The sequence below is a fragment of the Acidaminobacter sp. JC074 genome (genome assembly GCF_022496765.1).
In the GTDB taxonomy this organism is placed as follows: domain Bacteria; phylum Bacillota; class Clostridia; order Peptostreptococcales; family Acidaminobacteraceae; genus JABXKX01.
Map to the genome: position 1 here is coordinate 1 of NZ_VANV01000030.1, position 23,090 is coordinate 23,090.

21 protein-coding genes are annotated in these 23,090 nt (G+C 34.9%); all 21 read right to left on the reverse strand.

From position 1 onward, the window contains the following. Positions 1–122 precede the first annotated feature (122 nt). Positions 123–2,627 carry an ATP-binding protein gene (locus EZV73_RS24805; RefSeq protein WP_240843148.1) on the reverse strand — a complete coding sequence of 835 codons (2,505 nt, stop codon included), beginning with the start codon at positions 2,625–2,627 and terminating at the stop codon, positions 123–125. Then, a complete protein-coding gene (locus tag EZV73_RS24810) occupies positions 2,614–3,666 on the reverse strand; it encodes a DnaJ domain-containing protein (RefSeq protein WP_240843149.1) in 1,053 nt (350 codons plus the stop codon). The genes EZV73_RS24805 and EZV73_RS24810 overlap by 14 nt, the downstream gene beginning before the upstream one ends. Next, positions 3,659–4,048 (reverse strand): response regulator, encoded by a 390-nt coding sequence (locus EZV73_RS24815; RefSeq protein ID WP_240843150.1) that lies wholly within the window; start codon positions 4,046–4,048, stop codon positions 3,659–3,661. The genes EZV73_RS24810 and EZV73_RS24815 overlap by 8 nt, the downstream gene beginning before the upstream one ends. Continuing rightward, positions 4,023–6,131, reverse strand: coding sequence for a response regulator (locus EZV73_RS24820; protein WP_240843151.1), 2,109 nt, complete (start codon positions 6,129–6,131; stop codon positions 4,023–4,025). Before EZV73_RS24820 ends, EZV73_RS24815 begins: the two co-directional genes overlap by 26 nt. A gap of 8 nt (positions 6,132–6,139) precedes the next feature. Beyond that, a complete protein-coding gene (locus tag EZV73_RS24825; RefSeq protein WP_240843152.1) occupies positions 6,140–6,610 on the reverse strand; it encodes a chemotaxis protein CheD in 471 nt (156 codons plus the stop codon). 2 nt (positions 6,611–6,612) lie between these two features. Then, a complete protein-coding gene (locus EZV73_RS24830) occupies positions 6,613–7,629 on the reverse strand; it encodes a chemotaxis response regulator protein-glutamate methylesterase (protein ID WP_240843153.1) in 1,017 nt (338 codons plus the stop codon). Between the two features lies 1 nt (position 7,630). Continuing rightward, entirely contained in the window at positions 7,631–8,443 is an 813-nt protein-coding gene (locus EZV73_RS24835; RefSeq protein WP_240843154.1) for a protein-glutamate O-methyltransferase CheR, read from the reverse strand. Positions 8,444–8,450: 7 nt separating this feature from the next. Next, positions 8,451–10,187 (reverse strand): methyl-accepting chemotaxis protein, encoded by a 1,737-nt coding sequence (locus tag EZV73_RS24840; RefSeq protein WP_240843155.1) that lies wholly within the window; start codon positions 10,185–10,187, stop codon positions 8,451–8,453. A gap of 23 nt (positions 10,188–10,210) precedes the next feature. Beyond that, positions 10,211–10,693, reverse strand: coding sequence for a chemotaxis protein CheW (locus EZV73_RS24845; RefSeq protein ID WP_240843156.1), 483 nt, complete (start codon positions 10,691–10,693; stop codon positions 10,211–10,213). Beyond that, positions 10,690–12,723: a chemotaxis protein CheA gene (locus EZV73_RS24850; RefSeq protein ID WP_240843157.1), complete on the reverse strand. Its 2,034-nt coding sequence runs from the start codon at positions 12,721–12,723 to the stop codon at positions 10,690–10,692. The genes EZV73_RS24845 and EZV73_RS24850 overlap by 4 nt, the downstream gene beginning before the upstream one ends. A 118-nt stretch (positions 12,724–12,841) precedes the next feature. Next, the gene (locus EZV73_RS24855) at positions 12,842–13,231 is read right to left on the reverse strand and encodes a PleD family two-component system response regulator (RefSeq protein WP_240843158.1); all 390 of its coding nucleotides are present in this window, start codon (positions 13,229–13,231) and stop codon (positions 12,842–12,844) included. Positions 13,232–13,234: 3 nt separating this feature from the next. Beyond that, entirely contained in the window at positions 13,235–13,789 is a 555-nt protein-coding gene (locus EZV73_RS24860; protein WP_240843159.1) for a TetR/AcrR family transcriptional regulator, read from the reverse strand. A gap of 84 nt (positions 13,790–13,873) precedes the next feature. Next, a complete protein-coding gene (locus EZV73_RS24865) occupies positions 13,874–14,497 on the reverse strand; it encodes a putative ABC transporter permease (protein ID WP_240843160.1) in 624 nt (207 codons plus the stop codon). Between the two features lie 60 nt (positions 14,498–14,557). Then, entirely contained in the window at positions 14,558–15,100 is a 543-nt protein-coding gene (locus EZV73_RS24870) for a TetR/AcrR family transcriptional regulator (protein ID WP_240843161.1), read from the reverse strand. A gap of 64 nt (positions 15,101–15,164) precedes the next feature. After that, positions 15,165–16,535: a YfcC family protein gene (locus EZV73_RS24875; RefSeq protein ID WP_240843162.1), complete on the reverse strand. Its 1,371-nt coding sequence runs from the start codon at positions 16,533–16,535 to the stop codon at positions 15,165–15,167. Beyond that, positions 16,532–17,956 (reverse strand): M20/M25/M40 family metallo-hydrolase, encoded by a 1,425-nt coding sequence (locus tag EZV73_RS24880; protein WP_240843163.1) that lies wholly within the window; start codon positions 17,954–17,956, stop codon positions 16,532–16,534. Before EZV73_RS24880 ends, EZV73_RS24875 begins: the two co-directional genes overlap by 4 nt. Further along, the gene (locus tag EZV73_RS24885; RefSeq protein WP_240843164.1) at positions 17,953–18,609 is read right to left on the reverse strand and encodes a hypothetical protein; all 657 of its coding nucleotides are present in this window, start codon (positions 18,607–18,609) and stop codon (positions 17,953–17,955) included. The genes EZV73_RS24880 and EZV73_RS24885 overlap by 4 nt, the downstream gene beginning before the upstream one ends. Position 18,610: 1 nt before the next feature. Then, on the reverse strand, positions 18,611–19,333 hold the full coding sequence (locus EZV73_RS24890; protein ID WP_240843165.1) for a DUF5058 family protein: 723 nt from the start codon (positions 19,331–19,333) through the stop codon (positions 18,611–18,613). After that, positions 19,326–19,955 carry a winged helix-turn-helix domain-containing protein gene (locus EZV73_RS24895; RefSeq protein ID WP_240843166.1) on the reverse strand — a complete coding sequence of 210 codons (630 nt, stop codon included), beginning with the start codon at positions 19,953–19,955 and terminating at the stop codon, positions 19,326–19,328. Before EZV73_RS24895 ends, EZV73_RS24890 begins: the two co-directional genes overlap by 8 nt. A gap of 81 nt (positions 19,956–20,036) precedes the next feature. Beyond that, on the reverse strand, positions 20,037–20,885 hold the full coding sequence (locus tag EZV73_RS24900) for a GNAT family N-acetyltransferase (RefSeq protein WP_240843167.1): 849 nt from the start codon (positions 20,883–20,885) through the stop codon (positions 20,037–20,039). Positions 20,886–20,941: 56 nt separating this feature from the next. Further along, positions 20,942–23,071 carry an EAL domain-containing protein gene (locus EZV73_RS24905; RefSeq protein WP_240843168.1) on the reverse strand — a complete coding sequence of 710 codons (2,130 nt, stop codon included), beginning with the start codon at positions 23,069–23,071 and terminating at the stop codon, positions 20,942–20,944. Between the last annotated feature and the right edge of the window lie 19 nt (positions 23,072–23,090).

Below are 23,090 nucleotides of genomic sequence, written 5' to 3' on the forward strand. Positions count from 1 at the left end.
ATGACTTAGAAAAACTTGATGATCTATTACCATGGTCAGATAAGTTACCTGATATTTGCAAAAAGAAAGCTGACTAAATGATAACCGGATTTGCATACAAATGCATATCCGGTTATTTCATTCTAGGTACGTATGATTGACCGTTTACCTTTTACTTGATCAAGGACATCAAACAAGTTGGTTAATTCTCCTTCTTTAGAATAGATTTCAGCTTGTAGAAGTAAGTTATAGACTTTTCCTAATCGGACTGTAGCAGCTCCACCTTTCATTTTATGTAGAACTCTTGTAATACCATCATAATCCTCTGTTAATCTTAATCCTTCTATTGTAACAAGCGATTCTTTCAACTGACTTAAAAAAGTATTGATTAACTCTTCACATATATCAATATCAAATTCTATTTCATCGCTCAATTTTTTAGCATGTTTTTTAATAAAAGTATCTTGCCTAACATGAGATAAATTACCTTTTCCAGAATCGAGACCCAAAATGCCTGTTAGATGACTAAAGTCAATTGGTTTTTTCATATAATCGTCAAATCCAATTGCCTTGCATCGATCTTTCACTTCTGTATCAGTATAAGCCGTCATGGCAATTATATAGACATCAGTAGAAATACTACGTATTATCTCAGTAGCAGCATAACCGTCCAGTATCGGCATTTGTAAATCCATAAAGATCAAATCAAATTGACCACTTTTAAATTTTTCTACTGCTTCTTTACCATCAAATGCAACATCATATGGCAAATGATATTTGTTGAAATATTGTTGCATAAGTTTCTGATTCACTATGTTATCCTCGACATAAAGTATACGAGAATAGTTTAAACTGATTGTTTCTTCTATATCAACAACCTTAGGAAGTTTAAAGCTGAATCTACATGTCGTGCCAACGTTTAACTCACTTTTAAAGTTAACATTACCTTCATAATGCTCCAATATTTCTTTGGTAATTGATAAACCCAGACCAGTGCCACCAAATTGGTGCGAAATATTTTGAGTGCCTTGTGTAAATGGTTCAAACAACTTGTCTCTTGTTTCATCAGTCATCCCTATTCCGGTGTCTTTTATATGACAATCGATTAAGATGCTGCCAGATAAATGACTGATATGAAAGGCAACTTCAATTTTTCCTTCTAAAGTAAATTTCATAGCATTATTCAGAAGGTTGTTCATAACCTGTTTTATTTTGGTTTGATCCCCTATCACTATGTAGTTTAGCTGATCGAGACCATGAACTTCAAAGTCTAACCCTTTATTTCTAGTAAGCAGCTTAAAGGATTCTGTTACTTCAAATATGTCTTCTTTCAAATTAAACTTTTCACTCTGAAAACTCATTTTTCCTGATTCATACTTCGCATAATCAAGAACGTCATTTATAAGTGATAATAAGACTTTTGATGCATTCAGAATAAGTGTAAGTGTTTCTTTGGTTGAATCATCCTCAATATCCAGAGAAAGCATATGAGAGAATCCAATTATTGCATTCAGCGGCGTTCGCATTTCATGACTCATCACAGCCAGAAACTTACCTTTGGCTTCGTTGGCAGCTGCAGCCAGCTTAGCATTTCTGTTAAGCAGTTCATTGGCATTCTCGAGTTCCTTTGTTCTTTCTAATACGATTGTTTCCAAAGAGCTACTAATTTGCTTAACTTCTTCTTCTGCCTTTCTTCTATCTTGTACTTCTTTTTCTAATTGTCTATTCTTGTCTATTACTTCATGGCTGCGTTTATTCACTTCTTCTTCTAAACTTAGATTCGTTTGATAGATTTGCTCATTTTTTTCTTTGATGTTTAATCCAATAGTAGCAATCAAACTGTCTAGCTTCTCAAATTCCAGGTATATAAGAGATTCGGTTTTCTCGGAAAACTCGTCCTCACCAATACCTGTAACACGATCAGATATAGTCTTGATATCAGATTTCATTCTTTTTACAATAATGCGTATAAAACCAATGACTATCAACATAAAAGAAAGTACAAGAATTAAAATCCTTATAATCACATTGTTGATGTTTTCAATCAAATCATGTGAGGATTCATGAATTGCAACGAATAGATTATCTACTTGTGTTCTTTTAACAACATAGTCATCCAAAACAACAGCATCATTAATACCTGATACATCAAACTGAGTCAAGGACATATCATGGTCGCCAGCTAGGACTTTGCCTTTTTCATTTAAGAGCAAGAAATTGTAACCTAAACTGTCTGCAACTTCACTTTCAAACTCCTTCAATGAAATTACTAACACATAATCCCTTAATGAACTTTTTTTCATGATATAGACACTGTTGTCAATGAGTTCAATGGACCAATCTGAGGTCATTTCATCAAATTTTTTATCAGAAAAAGACAAATAATCATATTTACTGTTGACGATTTCATTAAGATAATCATCACTTACATGTGATTCAAAGTTATCAATAATATCCAGAGCCTCCTCGATATGATTAACAACATCCTTTTCAAAAACCTCAATTGCAATAATCTTTCTTTCGTTTAAAGTCTTCTTTACAGTGTATTGAAGATAGGTTGTCATAAAAAATGAAATGATGATTGTCATACTGATGAAAAGGCCCATAAAAATATATGCTTGTTTACCTAAACGTCTAAACTTTTTCACTCTCACACCTTGTAACTTTCTGTATTAATTCCTTAATAGAATACCCATCATTTATAGATATAAATGAGTAATTCAGTTTTCTTGTCATACTTTCTTTCAATTTTTTTATAACGACTTCTGTATTTTCTAGGTTGGTTTCTGGTAATAATAGCAAAATCTTGTCTTTAGAGTAATCGCAATAACAGTCTAACTGTCTGGTATTATGATGTAAAACATGATATAAATCATCAAAGTATTTGTCCTCTATACATACAATTGAGAAAGGATTTCCATATCTAATATATCTTAATCTTTCATACTCACAGTTATTTAGAAAGTACTTTCTTGAAACATGTTTTGTTACATGATTTTCATCTATCTTAGGTAGAATCTTTCTGTAGTTTTTCTTGTTCATGGCGAGGATCTTTTTGTACTTTCTAATAACGCTTCTTACATCAATATCATTGATCAAAAGTCGCCACTGATGATTTTCATAGATCATCCTTCTTTTAAAATAGTCCTCTTCAACGTGATTCATCAAGCGATTAAACTCTTTAACTTTTACCTTGTAAGTAACTGTTAAACCTTTCTTATCATGATTATATGTTTCTAAACTTGCATTGTACTCTAAAAGATGATGTACTTCTGAAATCAGCTTCTGCCAAGTTACAAAATCTTTTTTATAGAGTTTTCCCTTGTTGTAATCACTTAAAAGATCATAAGCGTCTTCAAAGCTATTGTTACTGATCAACTTTAAATATCTCATTAAAACTTCCTTTACATGATACATGGTGATATCATATAAACTCGGTTTTAATTCTGCAAACTCAAAATCAGCTTCATGTATATAATGGTTCATCCAAGTTCTTATATAATCTTTTTTCTTATCCTTGTTAATCAAAGTCTCATAAGCTTCTTGGATTTGTACAAACTTGTCATGACCTCCTCCCTTATCAGGATGGTGGATTTGACTCAGCTTTCTATAGGCTGTTCTAATCATGTCGTCATTTGCAAAATAATGAACCTGTAATAAAAGATAATAATCAATAAAATCACTCATTTAAGATCTCAAACTTTCTTAATACATCATAAAACTTTGTTTTATTGATGGGTTTGGCAGCATAAGCATCCGCTCCTACTTCAAATGCCTCTCTTACAACTTTTTCGTCATCCAAAGCAGTTGTCATAATAACCTTTGATGCATCAAGATGCTCTTGTTTTTCTAAATCTCTTATAGTCTTTAAAACAGATAAACCGTCTATTTTAGGCATCATGATATCTAAACAAATGAGTGTATAAGGATTTTTTTCCTTTATAGAAAAATAAACAGCATCAACTGCTTCGATGCCATTCATAACTACATCACATTCTCCATAGGGTTTTAAGATTTTAAGCATTATCTTTCTACTGACCAAATCATCTTCTGCTATAAGTACTCGCATCTTTTTTCTCCATTTCATAAGCATGATCTACATGTTCTAAAGCTTCATCCATCCTACCTTTACGATAAGCGATTTTAGCCTTGAAGAGTAGATGGTGAATATGTTCACTTTGTGATTTTAAACGTAAATCCTCAATCAAATCATTAACAGTAACTGTATTTTTAAGCATCACAGCATCCTTTAATGTTTTGTATGCATCTTCATAACGGTAATAGGACAATTCACTTTGTGTCCGGTCTTTAAGGCAAGCCCTTAAATTGTCGTACTTGATTGGTTTAGATAAAAACAAATCAAAACCCGCTTTCATGACCTCTTCTCTCTCCCTCTTAGAAGACAGAGTAGACATAGCTATCACTCGTTCTGTAGGCTTTAATCTCTTTATTTCATAAATGACCTCATATCCATTTTTCTTAGGCATCTGAATATCAACCAAAGTTGTCATATAAGAGTTCATAAGGAATGACTTTAAACCATCTTCACCATTGTCAGTCATGGTCACTTCATATCCCATAGATTCTAACATTTTACTTATAATGATTTGCTGGACGATATCATCCTCCATCACGAGCACTTTATTGTTCATACTTTTATCTATCTTAAGATTTGGTGTTTCAAGTGGAAACAGTGTTGTAATGGCATTGTGATCTTCATTATCAATTTTGTAACGTATATGACCATTTAAGAGTTCAACAAGCTTTTTGACGAGTATCAAACTTGAAGATGGATGCAAGTCACATGGTGAACTTAGACCTTCATTCAAGAGTTTTTTACTTATGCCACAAGATTTATCAAACTTGCTGGAAGTGAGGATTTTTATAATAAGAGAGCCACCATGTATATATGCCTTGAGATGGATATTTCCATGATCAATTGCACCTACTACATTTTTTATCAGTTGCCTAATGATAAAACCTAATTTTTCTTTATCTTGATAAATTTTTGTATTGATCAAAGATGAAAGATCTGTTTGTATATTAAGGCCTTTATCTAAATAGAGTTTCTTAAACATGTCCACATTTTCTTTGATCATATCAGCGACTATAAAATGACTTGGATTCACCTTCTTATTTATATTTTCAAGACTTCTAAAATGCTTGATGCCTTCAACTTCTTTTCTTATAATTTTCGACTTATACTTGGTATCATAGAGATGCCTGTTCCGAACCTCTTCAGGAAATTCAATGAGTTTTTCAAGAGGATCAATCAAGTCTTCAACCATATCGACCAAGTCGTTAGAAACATAGGAATAAAATACGTCTTGTAATTGAACCTTGACAGATTCTTGTATCTTAGAAGTCACCAACTCTCTTCTAAAAGAGTTTTCCGTTGTAACATTTCTAATGACTACAAAAGTTTTATCCAGACGATTTTCCTTAAATGAAACTACATTGACTTCATAATCATCTTCAATCATCTTGTTATCTATTTGATGAGTCATTCTGCATTGAATGATCTGATTGTATGGTTTGTGGTTATTAAGGGTTGAAGACAAAAGACACTGATGACATGTGTCTGTACAGCCGCATTTGGAATCGCTGGTGTTCTTACACTTTAGAAGGTCGCCTATTTTTTCACCCTGGCCTAATTTGGTTTGAAAGCTTCTTTCAATGTATTCATTGCATGCTTCAACGTAATTGTCTTGATCTAAGAAAACAAGACCATATGGGAATTTATTAATGATCTGTTGGAGATTCTCTTTAGAATGATTGACTTCCTTTTCATGCATAACCATTTCTGAGACTTCACGAAAGTTGATGACGACTGTATCTGTATGATTATCTTTACTCACTCGACTGATACTAGCAGATATATACATAGCAATACCATAAGGCGTCATAATATAGGAATTTTTACAGAGTCCCGATTGTTGACCTGTTGTAAATACACCTGTAACAATGTCTTTTATGATAGGACCATCTTTAGACATGACATCAAACCACTTGTCTACAGGTTTCAAAAGTAGTTCATCAATAGAAACATTCAAAAGTTGCATGGCCTTTCTGTTAGCATAAACAATATTCAGTTGTCTATCTACGCATAGAACACCATCCCCAAGCGTGTTCAAAATCTCAAAATAATCCATTCATTCCCTCAAATAATCATCATTTGTTTTTTTATATTGACTTTACCGGTAGAAATATCAATTGAAACCGTACGGCTTACCCTGCCATGGGTTTCATCATCATCATATTTTACCCCATAACTATCCAGTATACTTCTGGCAGTTTCTACATTCTTTTCACCAATCTTAAAAAGATCATTCTTCCGTTTTGAAACCGCACCCCCAATAAGGGTGCATTCAATGTCCTTGACACGGCAATGTGCCGAATGTTTAAAATGTAAAAGCATTTTAGGTAAAAAGTCATCTACATAGTAGGCAGGTCTTACTTCTCTTAAGTGGATATCCTTTGGCTTATTGGCAAGAACAATATGAGCCATGCCTGTCAGTTTAGAGTGAGGACAATGCATAATAACTGCAACACATGTCCCAAGTGCATGAGTAATGATTGTCTCACTTTCATCATTTGTAATTATATATTCTCCTAAACCTATAGCTATCATATTTACCTCAATAAACGGACAATGTTTTGCCCCATTTGACTTAGAGAGACTTGTTTTTCAACAGCTCCTAACTCATATGCAGCCTTAGGCATGCCGTAAACGACGGACGATTTCTCATCTTGACCGATTGTCACTGCACCTCTTCTTTTCATTTTTCCAAGACCTCTAGCACCGTCATAACCCATGCCTGTCAAGATAACACCAAGTGCTCTTTCCTTTAGGACATTAGAAACAGAATTAAATAGTACATCTACGGAAGGACAATGTCCATTGACCTTTTCCCCAGTAAATACCTTTGTCTTGTATAAAGAACCTTGCTTTATTATCTCCATATGTTTATCACCTGGTGCTAGGTAAACGTGCCCAGATAATATTTGATCACCATCTTCAGCTTCTTTGACTTCAAAGTGGGTCTGATTGTTGAGTCTTTCAGCAAACATTCTTGAAAAGACAGGCGGTATATGCTGGACGATAACAATACCTGGTATATCTTTCGGTAACTGCTTAAGGACATTGAAGATGGCTTCAGTACCACCTGTTGAGGCACCTATGGCAATCATGTCATGTTTGGTGTATTGCTTATTATCTGCAACCAAGACTTTTTTCTCCTTAACATGTTCTTTAGCTACAACTTTTGCACCCACAGAAGATTTGATCTTATCTATAATATTATAGATGAACTTCTGTACAGAATCTGCTACTTCAATACTTGGCTTGGTTACAAAATCCACTGCCCCTGCTTCCATAGCATCAAAAACCCTATTGGATACTGAGCTTATGACAATAATAGGCAAGGGATACTGGGGCATCAAACGCCTGATAAACTCAATACCATCCATTTTAGGCATCTCTATATCACATGTGATAACATCAGGCCTCAGCTGAAGTATCTTATCTCTTGCATCAAATGGGTCCACAGCCTTACCAACGACTTGTATTTGTGGGTCAGAGCTTATGCCCTTGGCAATTACTTCTCTAAATATCAAACTGTCATCTACAATCAATACTTTTATAGCCATATTATACCTTCCTATATACTGCTGGTTTTACGTATTTAAACTTAGAATGATTTCTATCAATTGATTCAGAATGTCCTATAAAAAGATAACCGCCATACTCAAGTGCATTGTACATTTTCTCTATAACGGCTTTTTTAGTTGGTCCATCAAAATAAATGAGGACATTCCTACAAAAGATGACATGAAACTTGCCCTTAAAAGGAAATCTCGGTTCTAATAAGTTAAAACGTCTGTATATAACCTGGTTCCTGATGTTAGGTTTGATCTTATAGCCTTCTTCAAACCGCTCAAAATAGTTAAGCCGCCAAAGCTTTGGTACAGCATCAACTTTTTCCTTAATATAGAATCCCTCTTTTGCCTTAGAAAGCACATCTAAAGATATATCTGTAGCCAGTAGCTTCTTGTCCCATTTAACAATAGACTTGCCAAAATAGTCTTCTAAAAGCATGGCTAGTGTATAGGGTTCTTCACCAGTCGAAGATGCTGCACACCAGATTCTCAAATCACGGTTATGTACAGATGTTTGCAAGTAAGGAAACACTTGATCCACCAAGTAGTCAAAGTGTTCCTTTTCTCGCATAAAATACGTATGGTTTGTTGTAATTCTATCAATTACCCTACTGAGTAGTGCCCCATCATTATCCTTAACCAGATGGTCGTAAAAGTCCCCAAACGATTGCATATTAAGCTCATCTAACAAACTCGTTAAACGCCCAATTAACAATGTCTTCTTCTCCGGTTTAAGGTTGATGCCTGTATGTGATTTTATATACTTAGCCAGTTGAGTAAACTCACCATCTGTTATTTTTTTCATAGGACTCCTAATACTTTTCGAACTCGTTGTCACTTAATGCAATTCTCTGAATGTCTTGTGGCTTATGTTTCACAACCTTTTCTGGCATTTGAATGACCTTATGCTGATTCATTTGATCCAACATAGCTGCAACCTCAGGTGTCATGACCTCAGAATGAGAATATGACTTCAGCTTAAATGTTGCAACTTGTGACTTAAGTAGGTCTGCCTGACCAGAAAGTTCTTCACTTGCAGCAGCAGTTTCTTCTGCTGTCGCGCTTGTCGTTTGTACCACATCTGAGATTTGGTTCAAACCTTGATTAATCTGCTCAACACCAAGGGCCTGCTCATTACTTGCAACAGCAATTCTTTCAACTAAGTTGGTTGCCTCTGATACACCTTCAACGATTTCATTTAAGGCTTCTGCAGTTTCTCTGGCAATCTTTGTACCTTCTTCAACTTTACTCATTGAACCTTCAATCATATCGGTTGTTTCTTTTGCTGCTTTTGCTGATCTCGCAGCTAAGTTTCTTACTTCTTCAGCAACAACTGCAAAACCTTTACCATGTTGTCCAGCTCTTGCAGCTTCAACTGCAGCGTTTAAAGCAAGGATATTGGTTTGGAAGGCAATGTCATCAATAACCTTAATAATCTTTGAAATATTAGAAGATGACTCATTGATCCCATCCATGGCGCTTAACATACCCACCATATGCTGGTTGCCTTTTTCTGCAAAAGTATAGGCCTCTGTTGCCTTAGATCTTGCAAGTTCAGCATTCTCTGCATTTTCTCTAGTTTGAGCAGCAATCTCCTCAACAGATGCTGTTAATTCTTCAACTGATGATGCCTGTTCTGTAGCACCTTGTGACAAGGCCATACTTGAATCAGACAGTTGTCTAGAACCAGATGCCACTTCATCAGATGCAGAGTTGATGTTGGTCATGGCATTGTTCATGTTCTCATTCATCTTATTAAATGCCTTACCTAGTTGACCGATTTCGTCTTTAGTGTTGGCATCCAGCTCAACTCTTAAATCGCCATCTGCAATTTTTTCAGCAGCTGATAACATATCCTTAACTGGTCTTGAAATAATTCTTGAAATCATGACTGCCAAGAACATTGAAACCGCAAGACCAATTACTATGGCAATAATTAATACAGTAATAGATGATGAAACTGTGTTTTCTGCCGCTTCAACAGAGGCTACTGAAACAACACGGTTAATCTCAATAATTTTTAACAAGCTGGCTTCAGCTTGGAAAAAAGACGCTTCGTTTACATCTACAGATAAACTTCTCATCTCTTCAAGCATAGTCGACGCTTCAGCTCCTGATGCCTGGTCTCTACTTTGACTGAGTAGGATAAAACTTTCCACATCGCTTTGCCATGTTGACCAGTAGTCCTGGAATTTGCCCCATTCTACAGCTTCTTCGTCTGTTTGTGGAAGGGGCGCATAAACTGCCCAAGCACCTTCTATTCTAGCTTTGATGTCTTCGATGTTGTTATAACTTTCTTGTCTTTCAGCTGTTGTTAAAGCACTGTCTAACAGTGTTTTTTCTTCGAGTCTGATTGCTGTCTGTCCTTCACTGATTACTAAGAGACTTTCAATAGAAGGTAGTCTTACCTTACCGATTTCTTCTACTTGATGATTGACATTTGTAATACCTATGTAACCAAACACACCAATAATGCCCGCAATCAATGCCACTACTAAAAATGACGATATCAGTTTGTTTGCAATTCTCATATTCTTAAACCATTTCATATGCTTCTCCTTATCCAAAATGACTATTCATTGACCTGACTTATTTCTGAGAGCTCATCTTCATTGAGTAAAGCCTCACAATCAATAACCAAAATCACCTTATTTTCATGTTTAGCTATGTTTTTGATGTACTTTCTACCATCACCTCCAACCATCGGTGGTGGTACAATTTGATCGTCATCAATCGACAACACATCTCTTACAGCATCGACTATAATGCCTATTAGAAGTTGATTGACATCGATGACCACAATACATGTTCGATCATTGTATTCTAGCTCACTTTTACCAAATTTCACTCTTGCATCCATAACAGGTATGATGTCACCTCTTAAGTTAATGATGCCTTTCACGAATTCTGGTAATTCAGGTACTACAGTTATTGGTTGAATCCCAACTATTTCTGTGACGTAACAGATATCCAAACCATAGTTTTCCTCATCCAATGAAAAGATTAAGTATTTCCCCTTCATCGTATCTTCTAGCATGTCTTTACTATCCGTCATCCATTCACCTCCTGACTTTCATTCAGTACCTTGGGATCTAATATCAAACTAATATGACCATCCCCTAATAATGTACAACCTGCTACCCCTTTTACTTGTTTTTTCTTTTTTATATAATTAGGAAGTGATTTTACAACAACCTGCTGCTGGCCTAATAACTCATCAGCAAACAGACACATTAAGTTGTTGTAAGTCTCTACCATAATTAAAATACCTTTGTCACATGATTTGACATCAGTTTCTAGATTATAATAAGAATGTAGTCTAAGTATTGGATAACACTCACCTCTTAACATAATCATTTCCTGGCCATTAGGATTTTTAAAAACTTCTTCCTTCCTAGGTCTAAAGGACTCCTTAATGTCCATCAAAGGAAGGGTAAAATGAGATTCGCCAACCTTAAGATTCATACCATCTATAATTGCCAAAGTCAGAGGAATCTTTAACATAATCCTTGTAAACTGATCTTTTTCACTGTCAACTGTGACATGACCACCCAAAGTCTCCAGACTTTTTGACACCACATCCATGCCCACACCACGTCCAGAATAGGACGTTACCTGATCTTTTGTAGAAAAACCTGGTTCAAATATGTAGCTGAATATCTCCTGGTGACTTAAGTCCTCTTTGGATTTACCAGTTAAACCTTGTTTATAGGCCCGCTTGTATATCATTTCAGGATCTAAACCTTTACCATCATCCTCAATCGATATCAAGACATCTCCACCTGCATGTGATGCTTCAAGTGTGATCGTGCCCTCAGCAGTTTTATTAAGTTTAAGGCGTTCATCTTTCGATTCTATACCATGATCTATGGCATTTCTTATGATATGCATAAGTGGATCGGTTAGTTTATCAATGATGTTTTTATCAACTTCCGTTGTCTCACCTTTAACTCTTAAGTATACATCCTTATCCAGTTCCTTGTTCATATCCCTGACCAGACGGTGCATTTTGTTAAATGTTGAAGATATGGGCATCATCCTGATGGCCATTACCATATCCTGCAGGTCAGATGATATTTTCCGAAGGTGCCTTGAAGCCTTTGAAAAACTTTCAATATTTAAATTAGTAACTTCTGGATTTCTGGTAACTAGAGATTCTGCAACCACAAGTTCTCCAACCATATTCATCAGCGTATCTAGCTTTTCAACTGGTACTGAAACAAGCTTTTGTTTTAAAACTTGATCACCATCAGCCTCCTCTAGAACTTTTGGCATTTTAGGTTTAAAATCCTCTTCAACTTGATAAATCATGGCTAACTTTTCAAAGGTCTCTAAGGAGATTTCTTCTAGTTCAAGTGATTTTAAAAAGATGGTTTCCTCTAAGCGTTCTTTCAAAGTCTCATAGGTGTCATTTGTTTTAATTGCAATTGAAAAACCTTGATTTTTAACAACCTCAACAGATTCATCATTGTCTAAAATATCATTTGGAAAATAATATACCAAATGAGCACTTTCCATCAGCTGCTGAATCACTGTGTAAGCCCGGACATTCTCCATTTCACATCCGTCATCAAAAAATATCAAGGCTTTATAGTAATCACCAGCACCTGTTTCTTCTTTAGATATATAGTATTTTTCTTCTGACTCTTTCTTCTTGGGTTGACTTAGGTTATTCTTATCTTTTAAATCCAATATATAAAGTTTTAGGGCCTCCATGATCGATTTGGCATCACCATCTAAATCTTCGCCACAGGAAATTTTAAGCAGTTCCACTTTAAAAAAGTCAAGACTTTCTAAGACCAAATCTGTCAAACTCTGTTTATCATATCTTATGTCAACATGCTCTCGAATCAGATAAAACACATCCTCAAGCAAATGCGACAGGTCACTAATTTCATTAAACATCATCATGGAAGATGACCCTTTTAGTGTGTGCATATATCTAAAAATCTGATTGATGGAAGCTTGATCAAAATGAAGTTCCTGCTCAAAGCGAAGCATCAACTGTTCTAAATCCTCGAGTATCTGACTGGTCTCGAATATATAAACTTGTATCATGGGCTCATCTGTATAATTCGAGTTCATAATCGCTCTCCTCTCAACGCCATAATTACCCAATTCATCCATACATATTCATTAAAGGCTGAAATGTTAGCTGATACTAACAAAACGTTAATTTAAGTGTAATTACACGACACATCATTCAGTCTATTAGGTTTAAAGTTTTAAGTAATTCGTCAAACTTTTGTATGTCTATGGGCTTCCATGCATAACCATGACAACCAGAGTCATAGGCTTCTTCTACGGTATGTTTATCATTAAGTGCAGATGTCATAATGACTTTGCTCATACTTCTGTCTGGGTACTTCTTTTCAAGTTTTTTTATTTCCTTTAAAGTTTTTAATCCATCTATTTTCGGCATCATGACATCTAAACATATAAGGTCGTAGTATTGGTTTTTCTTAAGTGCATCTTCAACCAAATCAATTGCCAATAGGCCATTACTTGCATAGCTTACGTGTCCATATCTAGACAGATACTTTTCCATAAACATGCGACTTGTTAAATCATCTTCTACTAATAATATTTTCATTTTCTACCTCATTAAACTCATCGTTCTATTTATGACTGACTCTGTAAGATTGTATGACTTCCCCTTAAGTTTCCATTTAAAGACTTCCACAAATAGAAGTTCATTAATGGATAGTGCTAGCTCTCTAGGTAACAAGCTACAATCTTTTATAGGATATTTGTTCAACTGATTCTTTAGAAAATCATCTCTCATTTCCAATATGTCGGCAACCATTTTCTTAGTATTTTCATCATAGAAATACAAGTCCATGGAATAAAGTATTGTGGTCAGCTCTGAGTAAGATTGATAAAGCTCTGAATACCTTGTCACATAATAAATAACTGCATCCAGACCTTTCATTTCATTTTCAGAAATGGTATTCATGATTTTTTCATCATATGAAGACAACTCATTGATCATTGCAACAAATATTTCGTACTTGTTCTTAAACTGTCTATAGAGGGCCGGTTCCGAGATGGACTGTCTTTCGGCTAAATTTCGAGTGGTAACATTTAAAACCCCTCCTTGATCTAACAACTCCATTGCTGCAATAATGATTTTATCTTTTCTTCTTATCATAAATCCTCCGTTAGTTATCACTAACTTTTATACCACAACAATAGAATTTCAAACAAAAAAACAGGCAAAAGCCTGTTTGATAATTTATCTGATTTTTTCTCTAATGGTTGCCATAACTTGTTTAATTTCATAGTCAGCAAGTTTTGGAAATGATTTTATCAACCTTTCATGAACAAGGGATCTGTAATCTTTTTGATTCAGCAAACCAATTGTTGTAACAGTAAAGTCCAGTAAAAAATACGAAGTCATCAATAAGGCAAATGACTGCTGGACTGTCATTGTAACACTTTGCAAGCCAATCATCATCTCCGAATGCAAATAATTGATAAGCAAATAGCCAAGCATGCCCCAAATGATTGTAAATCTAAGACAGACTCTACCATGAATGTTAAAGGCTTCATTGGAGTAATCCCACCATTTCGAATGAAATACATTCTCTAATATGACAGCCGTGATGTACTCTATCACAGTTGTTACAACTATCGCCATTAAAATTTTAATTGGCAAACTGTTCATCAGACCTGGCAACTTAGACATTTGTTCAGACAAGGCTATAATGGACAAAGCGCCTACACCGTAAATGGGGCAAAATGGTCCAAATAAGAAGCCACTGTTAACAAACTTCTTATCTCTAATGGATTTAAGGGCAGTTTCAAAACCCCAACCTATAAAAGAATAAATAGTGAATAAAATAATGATTTGACTCATAAGACCTCCTTCGGACATACGTCCGATGCTTTGTAAAAAGATGGACCATATGACTATGGCCTATAAAAACTCCGGAATAATTGACATGGCTTTTAGTGTATCTTCATTCTCATCTGGATCTAAAGTATATTGAAGTGCGATACCAAATATTGCACCTGTAAGTGCCTTTGCAACAGTATCTTTTGAATACTCTTCAGTTATATTTGATGTTGGTATACATTTGATGATAAGGTCTGATATTTCCACCATTAAATTATTAAGCAGTGTTTTAAACTCATTTGACCACAAGGCTAAACTTGAAAGATCGAATAAGAGTTTAAATATCTCAGGCTTCTCTTTTACCATGTCTTGAACGTATTTTACAAAAGTGACCAATGGACTCTTTGACGATGCCTCTAATCCTTTCGAAAAATCTTCTATATACTCATTGACTAAATCCATAACAACTGCCTTATACAGGTCTTTTTTAGAACCGTAATAATAATGCAGTTGACTCAGCGCGACCCCTGCCTCATTGGCTATGCTTCTTAAAGAAACATGTGCATAACCTTTTTTAGTCAAACACTCTCTAGCTGATTGTAAAATCATACTTGATTGATTCATTTGCCCTCCATTCGGACGTGCGTCCAAGATTACTATAACCATAATCAGGCCTGTCGTCAAGGATTTAATAGTTTATTAATAAACCAAGGCCTAAAAAGCAGATGGAAAGTACCATTAATGCAAGTTGCAGCTTGATGATCCATTTAAACCAATTAGGATATGAAACCGATGCCAAACCCAGGGAAATCAGCAAAACCGCATTGGTTGGATAAAGTATATTTGAAAAGCCATCTCCCAACTGAAAGGCAAGTACTGAAAGCTGTCTGCTCATGCCCAGTAAGTCCATCAAAGGTGCTACAATCGGCATCACTATAAAGGCTTTAGCAGAACCACTGCCAATAAAAAAGTTCATACATAGTACCATCATATATATCACAAGTATGGCAAGCATATCTGGCTTATCCATAATCCAATTAGATACCTCATATAAAATCGTATCCATAACATGACCAGACTGAATGATATGTTTGATACCTGTTGCTAGGAGTATTAAAACAACAGCCGGAAGCATGCTGATAGCTCCTTTTAAAAAAACATTTAAAGTTTCTTTAACTGTCATATTTGATAAAATACCGCAGCCTATGCCTGCAACTAAAAAGAGCAAGGCAATAATGGGTAGATTTAATGATGCTACAGCTGGCACAAAAGGTGTTATAAGTATTAAAACAAACAAACATATGATTACAATAGTCAATAAATTTAATGACGCTTTTGAAATAACATCTTCAAAAGAAACATCACCCGATGATTTCTTATATACCTTGTTACCATAACGATTTAAAAACAGGTTTAAAAGTAGATAGGTTATGATAAATATAAAGACTCGGTAAAGCGCGCCAGAAAATATTGGCAAACCACTGAGTTCTTGTGCCACACCAATTGTAAAAGGATTGGATATGCCAGCTGCAAAACCAAGTCCTATTGCCAGAACACTCATACCTAAGCCCATCATATCATCATAACCGAGGGCTTTACTTAAAATTATCATCATAGGTACAAGGGGGACAACCTCTTCAAATATCCCCACAAAAGCACCCAAAGCCATAAAGGCAAAAGAAACGATGGCAATTAAGAGTTTTCTTCTGTCCTTAAAGCGTTTAACTATTTTTGCAATCAAGGAGTCTAAAACATGGACATGATTCATCACATGTATTGCCCCTCCTATAATCATAAGAAAAAGGATGATGGCAATGACAACTGTGTTACCATCAGTAAACAAGACCAGTATAGGTGCCAATAGCCAATCAATTATCCCCAGCCTTTCAAACTCTACATATTGAAATGAGTTTGGTATTATATGTACAAGACCATTAACTGACTCATATTCATAGGTGCCTGTTGGTAATAAACGCGTCAATAAGCCTGCAAGTAAGAGTAAGACAAACAAAATGATCACAGCAGATATAAATGTTCTTTTGCCTATATCCGTATTCATGACAAACCTCTGATGATCTTAACATAACATGCCACACTTTTAATGACGGTTTCCACCCTCATACGTTCATTGTTACTGTGGATTAGAGACAATTCTTCTTTGGTAATCTCAATTGGAGCAAAGCGATAAACATGGTCTGATATGTCATGAAAATGTCTAGAATCAGTACCAGCGATCATCAGATAAGGTGACACAATAGCATCAGGCCATAAGGATAATATCGTCTTCTCTAAAAATCTAAAACTGTCGCTATCATGTGATGATAATGGAGAAGCTTCTCTAGATTCAACGACATTTATCTTATGGTCTCCTTTTATCAAACTTGATACAAAAGCTTGAGTATCTTTTGCAGTGTCCTTATTTAAAAGACGTGCATTGATACCTATTTTGCCGTTTGGAGGTAACACATTAAAGGCTTTAGATCCCTCTAACTTGGTTACAGCTGTTGTTGTTCTTATAAGGGCATTCATTTGTCCACCTTGGCTTGTAAAGAGCATATTCAAAAGAGGTTTTGTCAACCACATATTTGCAAATATCAAACGGTAGCCAAAAGAAGAATGACGACCTAATCTATTAAATAATTCCTTAACAGGTGGTGTAAACTCCGATTTCATAGCCTTACTTTCAAGATCTTGCATAAGTTTACCCATTTGGCCTGTTATTCCCTTTTTAGGTGGCGCAGACGCATGTCCTCCTTGACTTTGAAACTGAACTTCAAGGTCTAAATAACCTTTTTCACCAAGTCCAATCAAGGCAGTTTTCTTATCAACACCTGGGAAGATACCCTCAATGATGACACCACCTTCATCTAACACCATTGCTGGCTTTACATGTTTAGATTTTAAATGAGAAACAATCGCCTGAGCAGAAGGACCCGAGACTTCTTCATCTCCAGCAAATGAAAAATAGATGTCGTTTGCTGGTACAAACTCCTGATTGATCAAATACTCAGCAGATTCCATAATACTTAGTAAAGTTATTTTAGTATCAATGGTCCCTCTCCCCCATATGACACCATCTTTAATCTCACCAGAAAATGGTGGTCGGTCCCAAGACTCCTCATCTGCTGGTACAACATCATAATGAGACATAAGTACAATAGGCTTATCAGATGATTTTCCTTTCCACTTATATAAGATACCTGTTGGACCAATAAAGTTTCTATCACAAGTTTCATGGACTTTTGGATAAAGAGTTTCCAAGGACTTTTGAAATGCCTCAAATTCTTTCATATCCATTTTTTCACTGTCCAAATGCGATACTGTTTTATGCTGAATAAGTCTTGAAAAATTTTTTACGATTAAAGCCTCATTTAAGGCTTCTGGACTGGCCTCTTTAACAGAATGTTGTACAGGTTTAAAAAGAACCGCATTTATAAGAAGAAATATTACTAAAATAAGTAGAAGATACATAATAATCATATAAGCCCCCTTTTATACATAATCCTAGCTGAAATAATGGCAATAATAGCGCCTACTGGTACAAACATCGAAACTGCTGACGCTAAAGATGGAACAAGTGAAAATACTAAAATCATAAAAATCATAGGTACTGCTGCGATTTTATAGTTCTTGCTCACATAAACGACCGCTAAACCTCCAAATAAGGAAGGTAATATCTGATCAAAGGCCGGTTTTAAAAGCTCAGAATTCAATATGGGTGTTAAGGGTGTCAACATAAATACACCTATTGCGATAACAATAATTGTTGTAATCGAAGATGCCGCTATTGCAATGGTAGAAATAATCTCACCCTCTTTAGAACCTTGTTTGTAACCTGAATTTTCAAGGGCCATTAAGGTACAAGGTACTTTTAAGTTGGTCAAGTTACCAGTCACAAAACCTAGATAAGAACCACCCGTACCAAGCATGGGTGTAAAAGTAATAATTTCAATCAAGGCTACTGTCCAAAATATAGGCGCAACCCCCATTAAGCCCTTTAGAACATCTTCGAATATTGGATGAGCATCATAATAGGAACCTACAACTGAAGGCACAAGTAACATAAGTATAAAAGTAGTCCCCATCCATAAACGACCATAAAAATGTGTTCTTTCAAAATATGTATCTTTCATATCAACCTCCAATTATCCTTGTAATTACTATCGAAAATACCATACCACTTAACATAGAAATTGGTAAGGCATAGTCTTCTAGTGCCTTGTATCTATAGACCTTTAAGATAAGACCAATGATGACCATGACAAGTGCTGAAAACATCATTACAAATACAGGTATAAAACCTACTATGCCGGAAGTGATATCCTTAAATACCACACCTAGAAAGGCAGAAATCATGCCTAGAAAAATGGCTGTCATAAAATGTTCACTCCATTGAGGATCCTTATTCTTAATAGATGACATACCACTTTGAAACTTCTTTAAAAAGAGTGGTATGATGACCATGGAAGGAATGATACCTAATGTCATGACCCATAATATGGTCACATAGGTCTGGGGTGATGTTATGGCTTCTGAAATTTGTATCCCCATGGTTGAAGCTGCAGAAGCTGCAGCTGTCAGTTCGTATGTAATAGCTCCCAAAATAGATAATCGTAACCATGGTAGAGGTAAACCTAAAAATTTAGATAAGGTGATGACACCAAGTAGTATAGATATTGCTGGTGCTATGGAAAATGCAATACTGGACTTAATGGTCCTATTTAATGTCTTTTTATCCATACCAGTAGACACACCTTCTCTATAGGCTCTAATGAGAAAGAACAATGCCTGGATGATAACAAATAGAATGAATATACCTGAAACCAAGTATAAAAACAATGAGTTTAAATTAAACACGCTTACCTCCTAACCAAACTTTTTCAATCAATCCAAATAATATATTTAAAGTATCAATGGCTTCAGTAACACAGCCTTTCATCAAGTAACTTTCTATTTGCTGAAACTCTTTATTAATGTCATCATGTCCAATACAGTAAGCTCCCACATTGATGATACCTGGTCTGAATTCATTCATCAGCATGATATATAAATCATTGCCGGTTTGTATACTATAATCTAATAAAATATCAAAGTAGTCCTCTGCACACTCAAATTGAATACATGTTTCTTCTTTCCCATTCTCAAAATACATGAACATATTGGTCATATTGTCCTGTATAAAACGGAGCATGTCCTTGTTAAACTTATTGTCTAAAAGATCCTTACTTCTTTTGCTGACTTCACTAATCAGTCCCATCCTACCATGCATTTTATAATCTAGTACTTGAATACCTTTTCTTGGTCTTATCTTCAAAACCCCTTTTTCTTCAAGACGAATAATGGCTCGGTGAACGACAGGCCTAGAGCAATTGTATTTTTCTGCTAAGTCACGTTCGGGTTCTAACAGGTCTCCTTTTTTAAGTTTACCTTTTAAAACTTCATCTAATAATATGTTTTCTATTTGCGCTTCTTTTGACATAAGACCTCCTGTGGTAATACCACAAGATAATTTTATATCAAATATTTGCATATGACAAGAATTTTCTGAATCTTAAAAAAACTACTTTATTTTTATAAAGTAGCTTTTAGTGTTCTTTATTTCGAAACCAAATGACTTATAGAGATCATAAGCTTTCATTGTTTTTTCAGTCCCTAGTGTTAGGTACTTATAACCTTCTAGATAAGCATAATACAGAACATGTTGTAAAATTTTTGTGCCATAACCCTGATGCTGGAATTTCTTTTTTATACACATACATGAAATATGCTTATGTCCTTCATTATCGTATGAAAAAACAAATCCAACAAGTTCATTTTCCTTAAAAATAGCTGTAGATGACTTTTCTTTTACCGCTAACTCATAATGAAGACAAGTCCAAAACTCTTTTTTTTCCAATCTAGATTGAAAGCTATAAAATTTGGCATCAGAGCCTGAAAAGGCATCGTGATAAACAGCTTTTAAATCTTCTTCTCTTATATCGGAAATCGATACGAATGCCTCATCAGGTAAGTCTGTTTTTTCAATAACCTTTATAAGATCTACGTACTGATAAGATAAGTCCATGGGAATGTTTTTATTTTCAAAATACTCACTTGGCCCGATCATCTCCAAACGTTTGTAAGCGGTTTTATTAAAGAAAATTACAGCTTCGTCAATAAGGTACTCAGCACCTTCACCAATTGGATAACCACCTAAGAACCAAGGATTTAAGGCTATATTGTCGTCATAAGGATATAAGACAACAAAACCAGAACCATCCTCATAATAAGCCAGATAAGCTCTATCTACCAAGGCATATTTTAGGGAAACCAGTAAATCTTCATTGAGTATTTTATTGTGGTTTTTCACATGATTTTTAAACCATGCTATCATTTTTAAGTATAAGTCATCATTTATTATTTTAATCATAAATCCCCCCATTAATTTATACCCTAAACGCAAAAAAAATACCAGATAAACTGGTATTAAAGTTCCTTGTTTATAAAAGTTGCTATGTTCATTGGTTTATCAAAATAGAAACCTTGTCCATATTCAACTTCAAGTTTTTCAAGTATCTTAATGATGGCAGATGACTCCACATACTCTGCTATAACCTTGGTGTTGTAATTCTTAGCCAAGTAGACAAGTGCATTAAGCGTTTTGATCTTTCTTTCATCCTTCTCTGCATTGTTGACAAAAACACCATCTATTTTGACATAATCCACTTCGAGTTTAGATAAAAGTTCCACATGTGCATAGCCCGTCCCAAAATCATCAATGGCAAGCTTAAAACCTTGTGAACTTAAATATCTTAACTTTCGAATAGACTCTTCAAGATTTTCAAAAGCAGCTGTTTCTGTAATTTCAATGGTAATATCTTTTGTTTTAACATCACATTTTTTAACCATGTTCATCAAATACTCAACCGTAGAATTGTTGATAGACTTACCTGAGAGATTGATACTGAGTTTAAGTCTTTTTCTCTTTTCAACAAGGACCTTGTTATAAAAATACATGGCTTGTTTAATAATTGACTTATCTATACTTTCAACCCAACCATTTTCCTCTGCTATCTGAATGATTTCTTCAGGTAGAAGCTGCACAATATTTTTAGGTCGCATGAGGACTTCATATTTAAAAGTCTCTTTGTTCTTTAAATCTACTATGCTTTGAAAATACGGCTCTATGTCGTTATTCAAAATCATAGACTCGACAATGTTTTTCTTATGAATATTTTCATTGTACTCATTCAACATCATGCTGTAATCATAGATTAAACGCTCTCTTGACATATTAAGAGGTTCATAATAATCTTCAACCTGGTTGAGTACAAAAGAGTCTATATCTTGTATTGGACCTTTGGCATCTAGTGAAAGCATAAGGACTTCACCACGTAAGAATAGGCTCTCATCAGATCTGTGTAAGAGATTTTCCTTTAACTTCTTAATGATCTTGAGCATCTCTGACCTCTTACCTTCTAAAACAAAGGCATAGTGGATCCTTGATATCCTGTACATGTCTTTATAGAGTGAAGAAAAAGACCTAAAGTAAGATGATATCTTATAAAAAACTTGATCATCATTAAATGTATACTGGCCATCTGATGAAATGACATTATTGATCTTAAGGATGACCAACTTATCTTTACCACTGCTTTCTTTAGCATAATGTTTTCTAAAGGCACGGTTATTTTTAACTTCTGTAAAGTAATCCGTATATTTCATCAGATAAATATATCTAATAAATACATAGGCACCTATAAATGAACATATAATCAAAGGGACAACTGTTCTTACTGTTGCTATGTACTGAATGTTCTTCATTTCCGTATAGTTAGCTGCCAGTATAATGGTACCTCTAAAGGTTTGTAGGTTTCTTGAAAAGGCAACTTTTTCAATGTGATAAGCATTGTAATTAAAACGCTGGTCTTTAGCAATGGTATTAATAAGTGTTTGGTAATCAGATTCAGATAGACCTGCTTCTTTTTTTACTAATTCTTTATGAATAAAAATATTCTTGCCATAGATATCTTTATCTGGATGATACAAGAAGTAACCATCATTAGACAATAAGTAAGGATAAGAATCAAATGCTGTAATCGAACCTGGGCTGATGACTGCATTGATGTATTTGTAATTCAAGCCAACTAAAAGCAAATATGACTCACCATTTGGCTTGGTAATCTTGTTAACAGCATAAAATTTATTGTCTACAGTTTCACTTTCGATCATACCTGCACACATTGTGTTTTCTTCATCAATGAAAAATGGGCGTGCCATAGACAAATCAATCTCATCTTGGCCAGCGCCAATCACTTCACCTGTATCCTTAATAATGATAAAGTCCTCAATATATATAGAAGACGATGCTTGTTGTTCAATAATATGATCAACCATATCCTCATGATTTAACATCTCTATTGTATACTCTACATTGCTACAGATCTGTAAGAAAACAGTATCATACTGGTGCTGTATAGAATCTGTTAGATTTTCAACCGCTTCAGTGTTTTCTCTTAGTGCAACATGATAGTTTTTATTATAAGTAAATACAGATGCAACAATAACAACTGTTAATAAAACAGAAAAAGCGACGATATACCTGCTTTTTATCATAAAACCTCCGATAAATATG

Bases quoted from the DNA above. Each gene is read 5' to 3' on its own strand.
- EZV73_RS24810 (WP_240843149.1), bottom strand. From the start codon at position 3,666: ATGAGTGATTTTATTGATTATTATCTTTTATTACAGGTTCATTATTTT.
- EZV73_RS24815 (WP_240843150.1), bottom strand. From the start codon at position 4,048: ATGCGAGTACTTATAGCAGAAGATGATTTGGTCAGTAGAAAGATAATG.
- EZV73_RS24820 (WP_240843151.1), bottom strand. From the start codon at position 6,131: ATGGATTATTTTGAGATTTTGAACACGCTTGGGGATGGTGTTCTATGC.
- EZV73_RS24825 (WP_240843152.1), bottom strand. From the start codon at position 6,610: ATGATAGCTATAGGTTTAGGAGAATATATAATTACAAATGATGAAAGT.
- EZV73_RS24830 (WP_240843153.1), bottom strand. From the start codon at position 7,629: ATGGCTATAAAAGTATTGATTGTAGATGACAGTTTGATATTTAGAGAA.
- EZV73_RS24835 (WP_240843154.1), bottom strand. From the start codon at position 8,443: ATGAAAAAAATAACAGATGGTGAGTTTACTCAACTGGCTAAGTATATA.
- EZV73_RS24840 (WP_240843155.1), bottom strand. From the start codon at position 10,187: ATGAAATGGTTTAAGAATATGAGAATTGCAAACAAACTGATATCGTCA.
- EZV73_RS24845 (WP_240843156.1), bottom strand. From the start codon at position 10,693: ATGACGGATAGTAAAGACATGCTAGAAGATACGATGAAGGGGAAATAC.
- EZV73_RS24850 (WP_240843157.1), bottom strand. From the start codon at position 12,723: ATGAACTCGAATTATACAGATGAGCCCATGATACAAGTTTATATATTC.
- EZV73_RS24855 (WP_240843158.1), bottom strand. From the start codon at position 13,231: ATGAAAATATTATTAGTAGAAGATGATTTAACAAGTCGCATGTTTATG.
- EZV73_RS24860 (WP_240843159.1), bottom strand. From the start codon at position 13,789: ATGATAAGAAGAAAAGATAAAATCATTATTGCAGCAATGGAGTTGTTA.
- EZV73_RS24865 (WP_240843160.1), bottom strand. From the start codon at position 14,497: ATGAGTCAAATCATTATTTTATTCACTATTTATTCTTTTATAGGTTGG.
- EZV73_RS24870 (WP_240843161.1), bottom strand. From the start codon at position 15,100: ATGAATCAATCAAGTATGATTTTACAATCAGCTAGAGAGTGTTTGACT.
- EZV73_RS24875 (WP_240843162.1), bottom strand. From the start codon at position 16,535: ATGAATACGGATATAGGCAAAAGAACATTTATATCTGCTGTGATCATT.
- EZV73_RS24880 (WP_240843163.1), bottom strand. From the start codon at position 17,956: ATGATTATTATGTATCTTCTACTTATTTTAGTAATATTTCTTCTTATA.
- EZV73_RS24885 (WP_240843164.1), bottom strand. From the start codon at position 18,609: ATGAAAGATACATATTTTGAAAGAACACATTTTTATGGTCGTTTATGG.
- EZV73_RS24895 (WP_240843166.1), bottom strand. From the start codon at position 19,955: ATGTCAAAAGAAGCGCAAATAGAAAACATATTATTAGATGAAGTTTTA.
- EZV73_RS24900 (WP_240843167.1), bottom strand. From the start codon at position 20,885: ATGATTAAAATAATAAATGATGACTTATACTTAAAAATGATAGCATGG.
- EZV73_RS24905 (WP_240843168.1), bottom strand. From the start codon at position 23,071: ATGATAAAAAGCAGGTATATCGTCGCTTTTTCTGTTTTATTAACAGTT.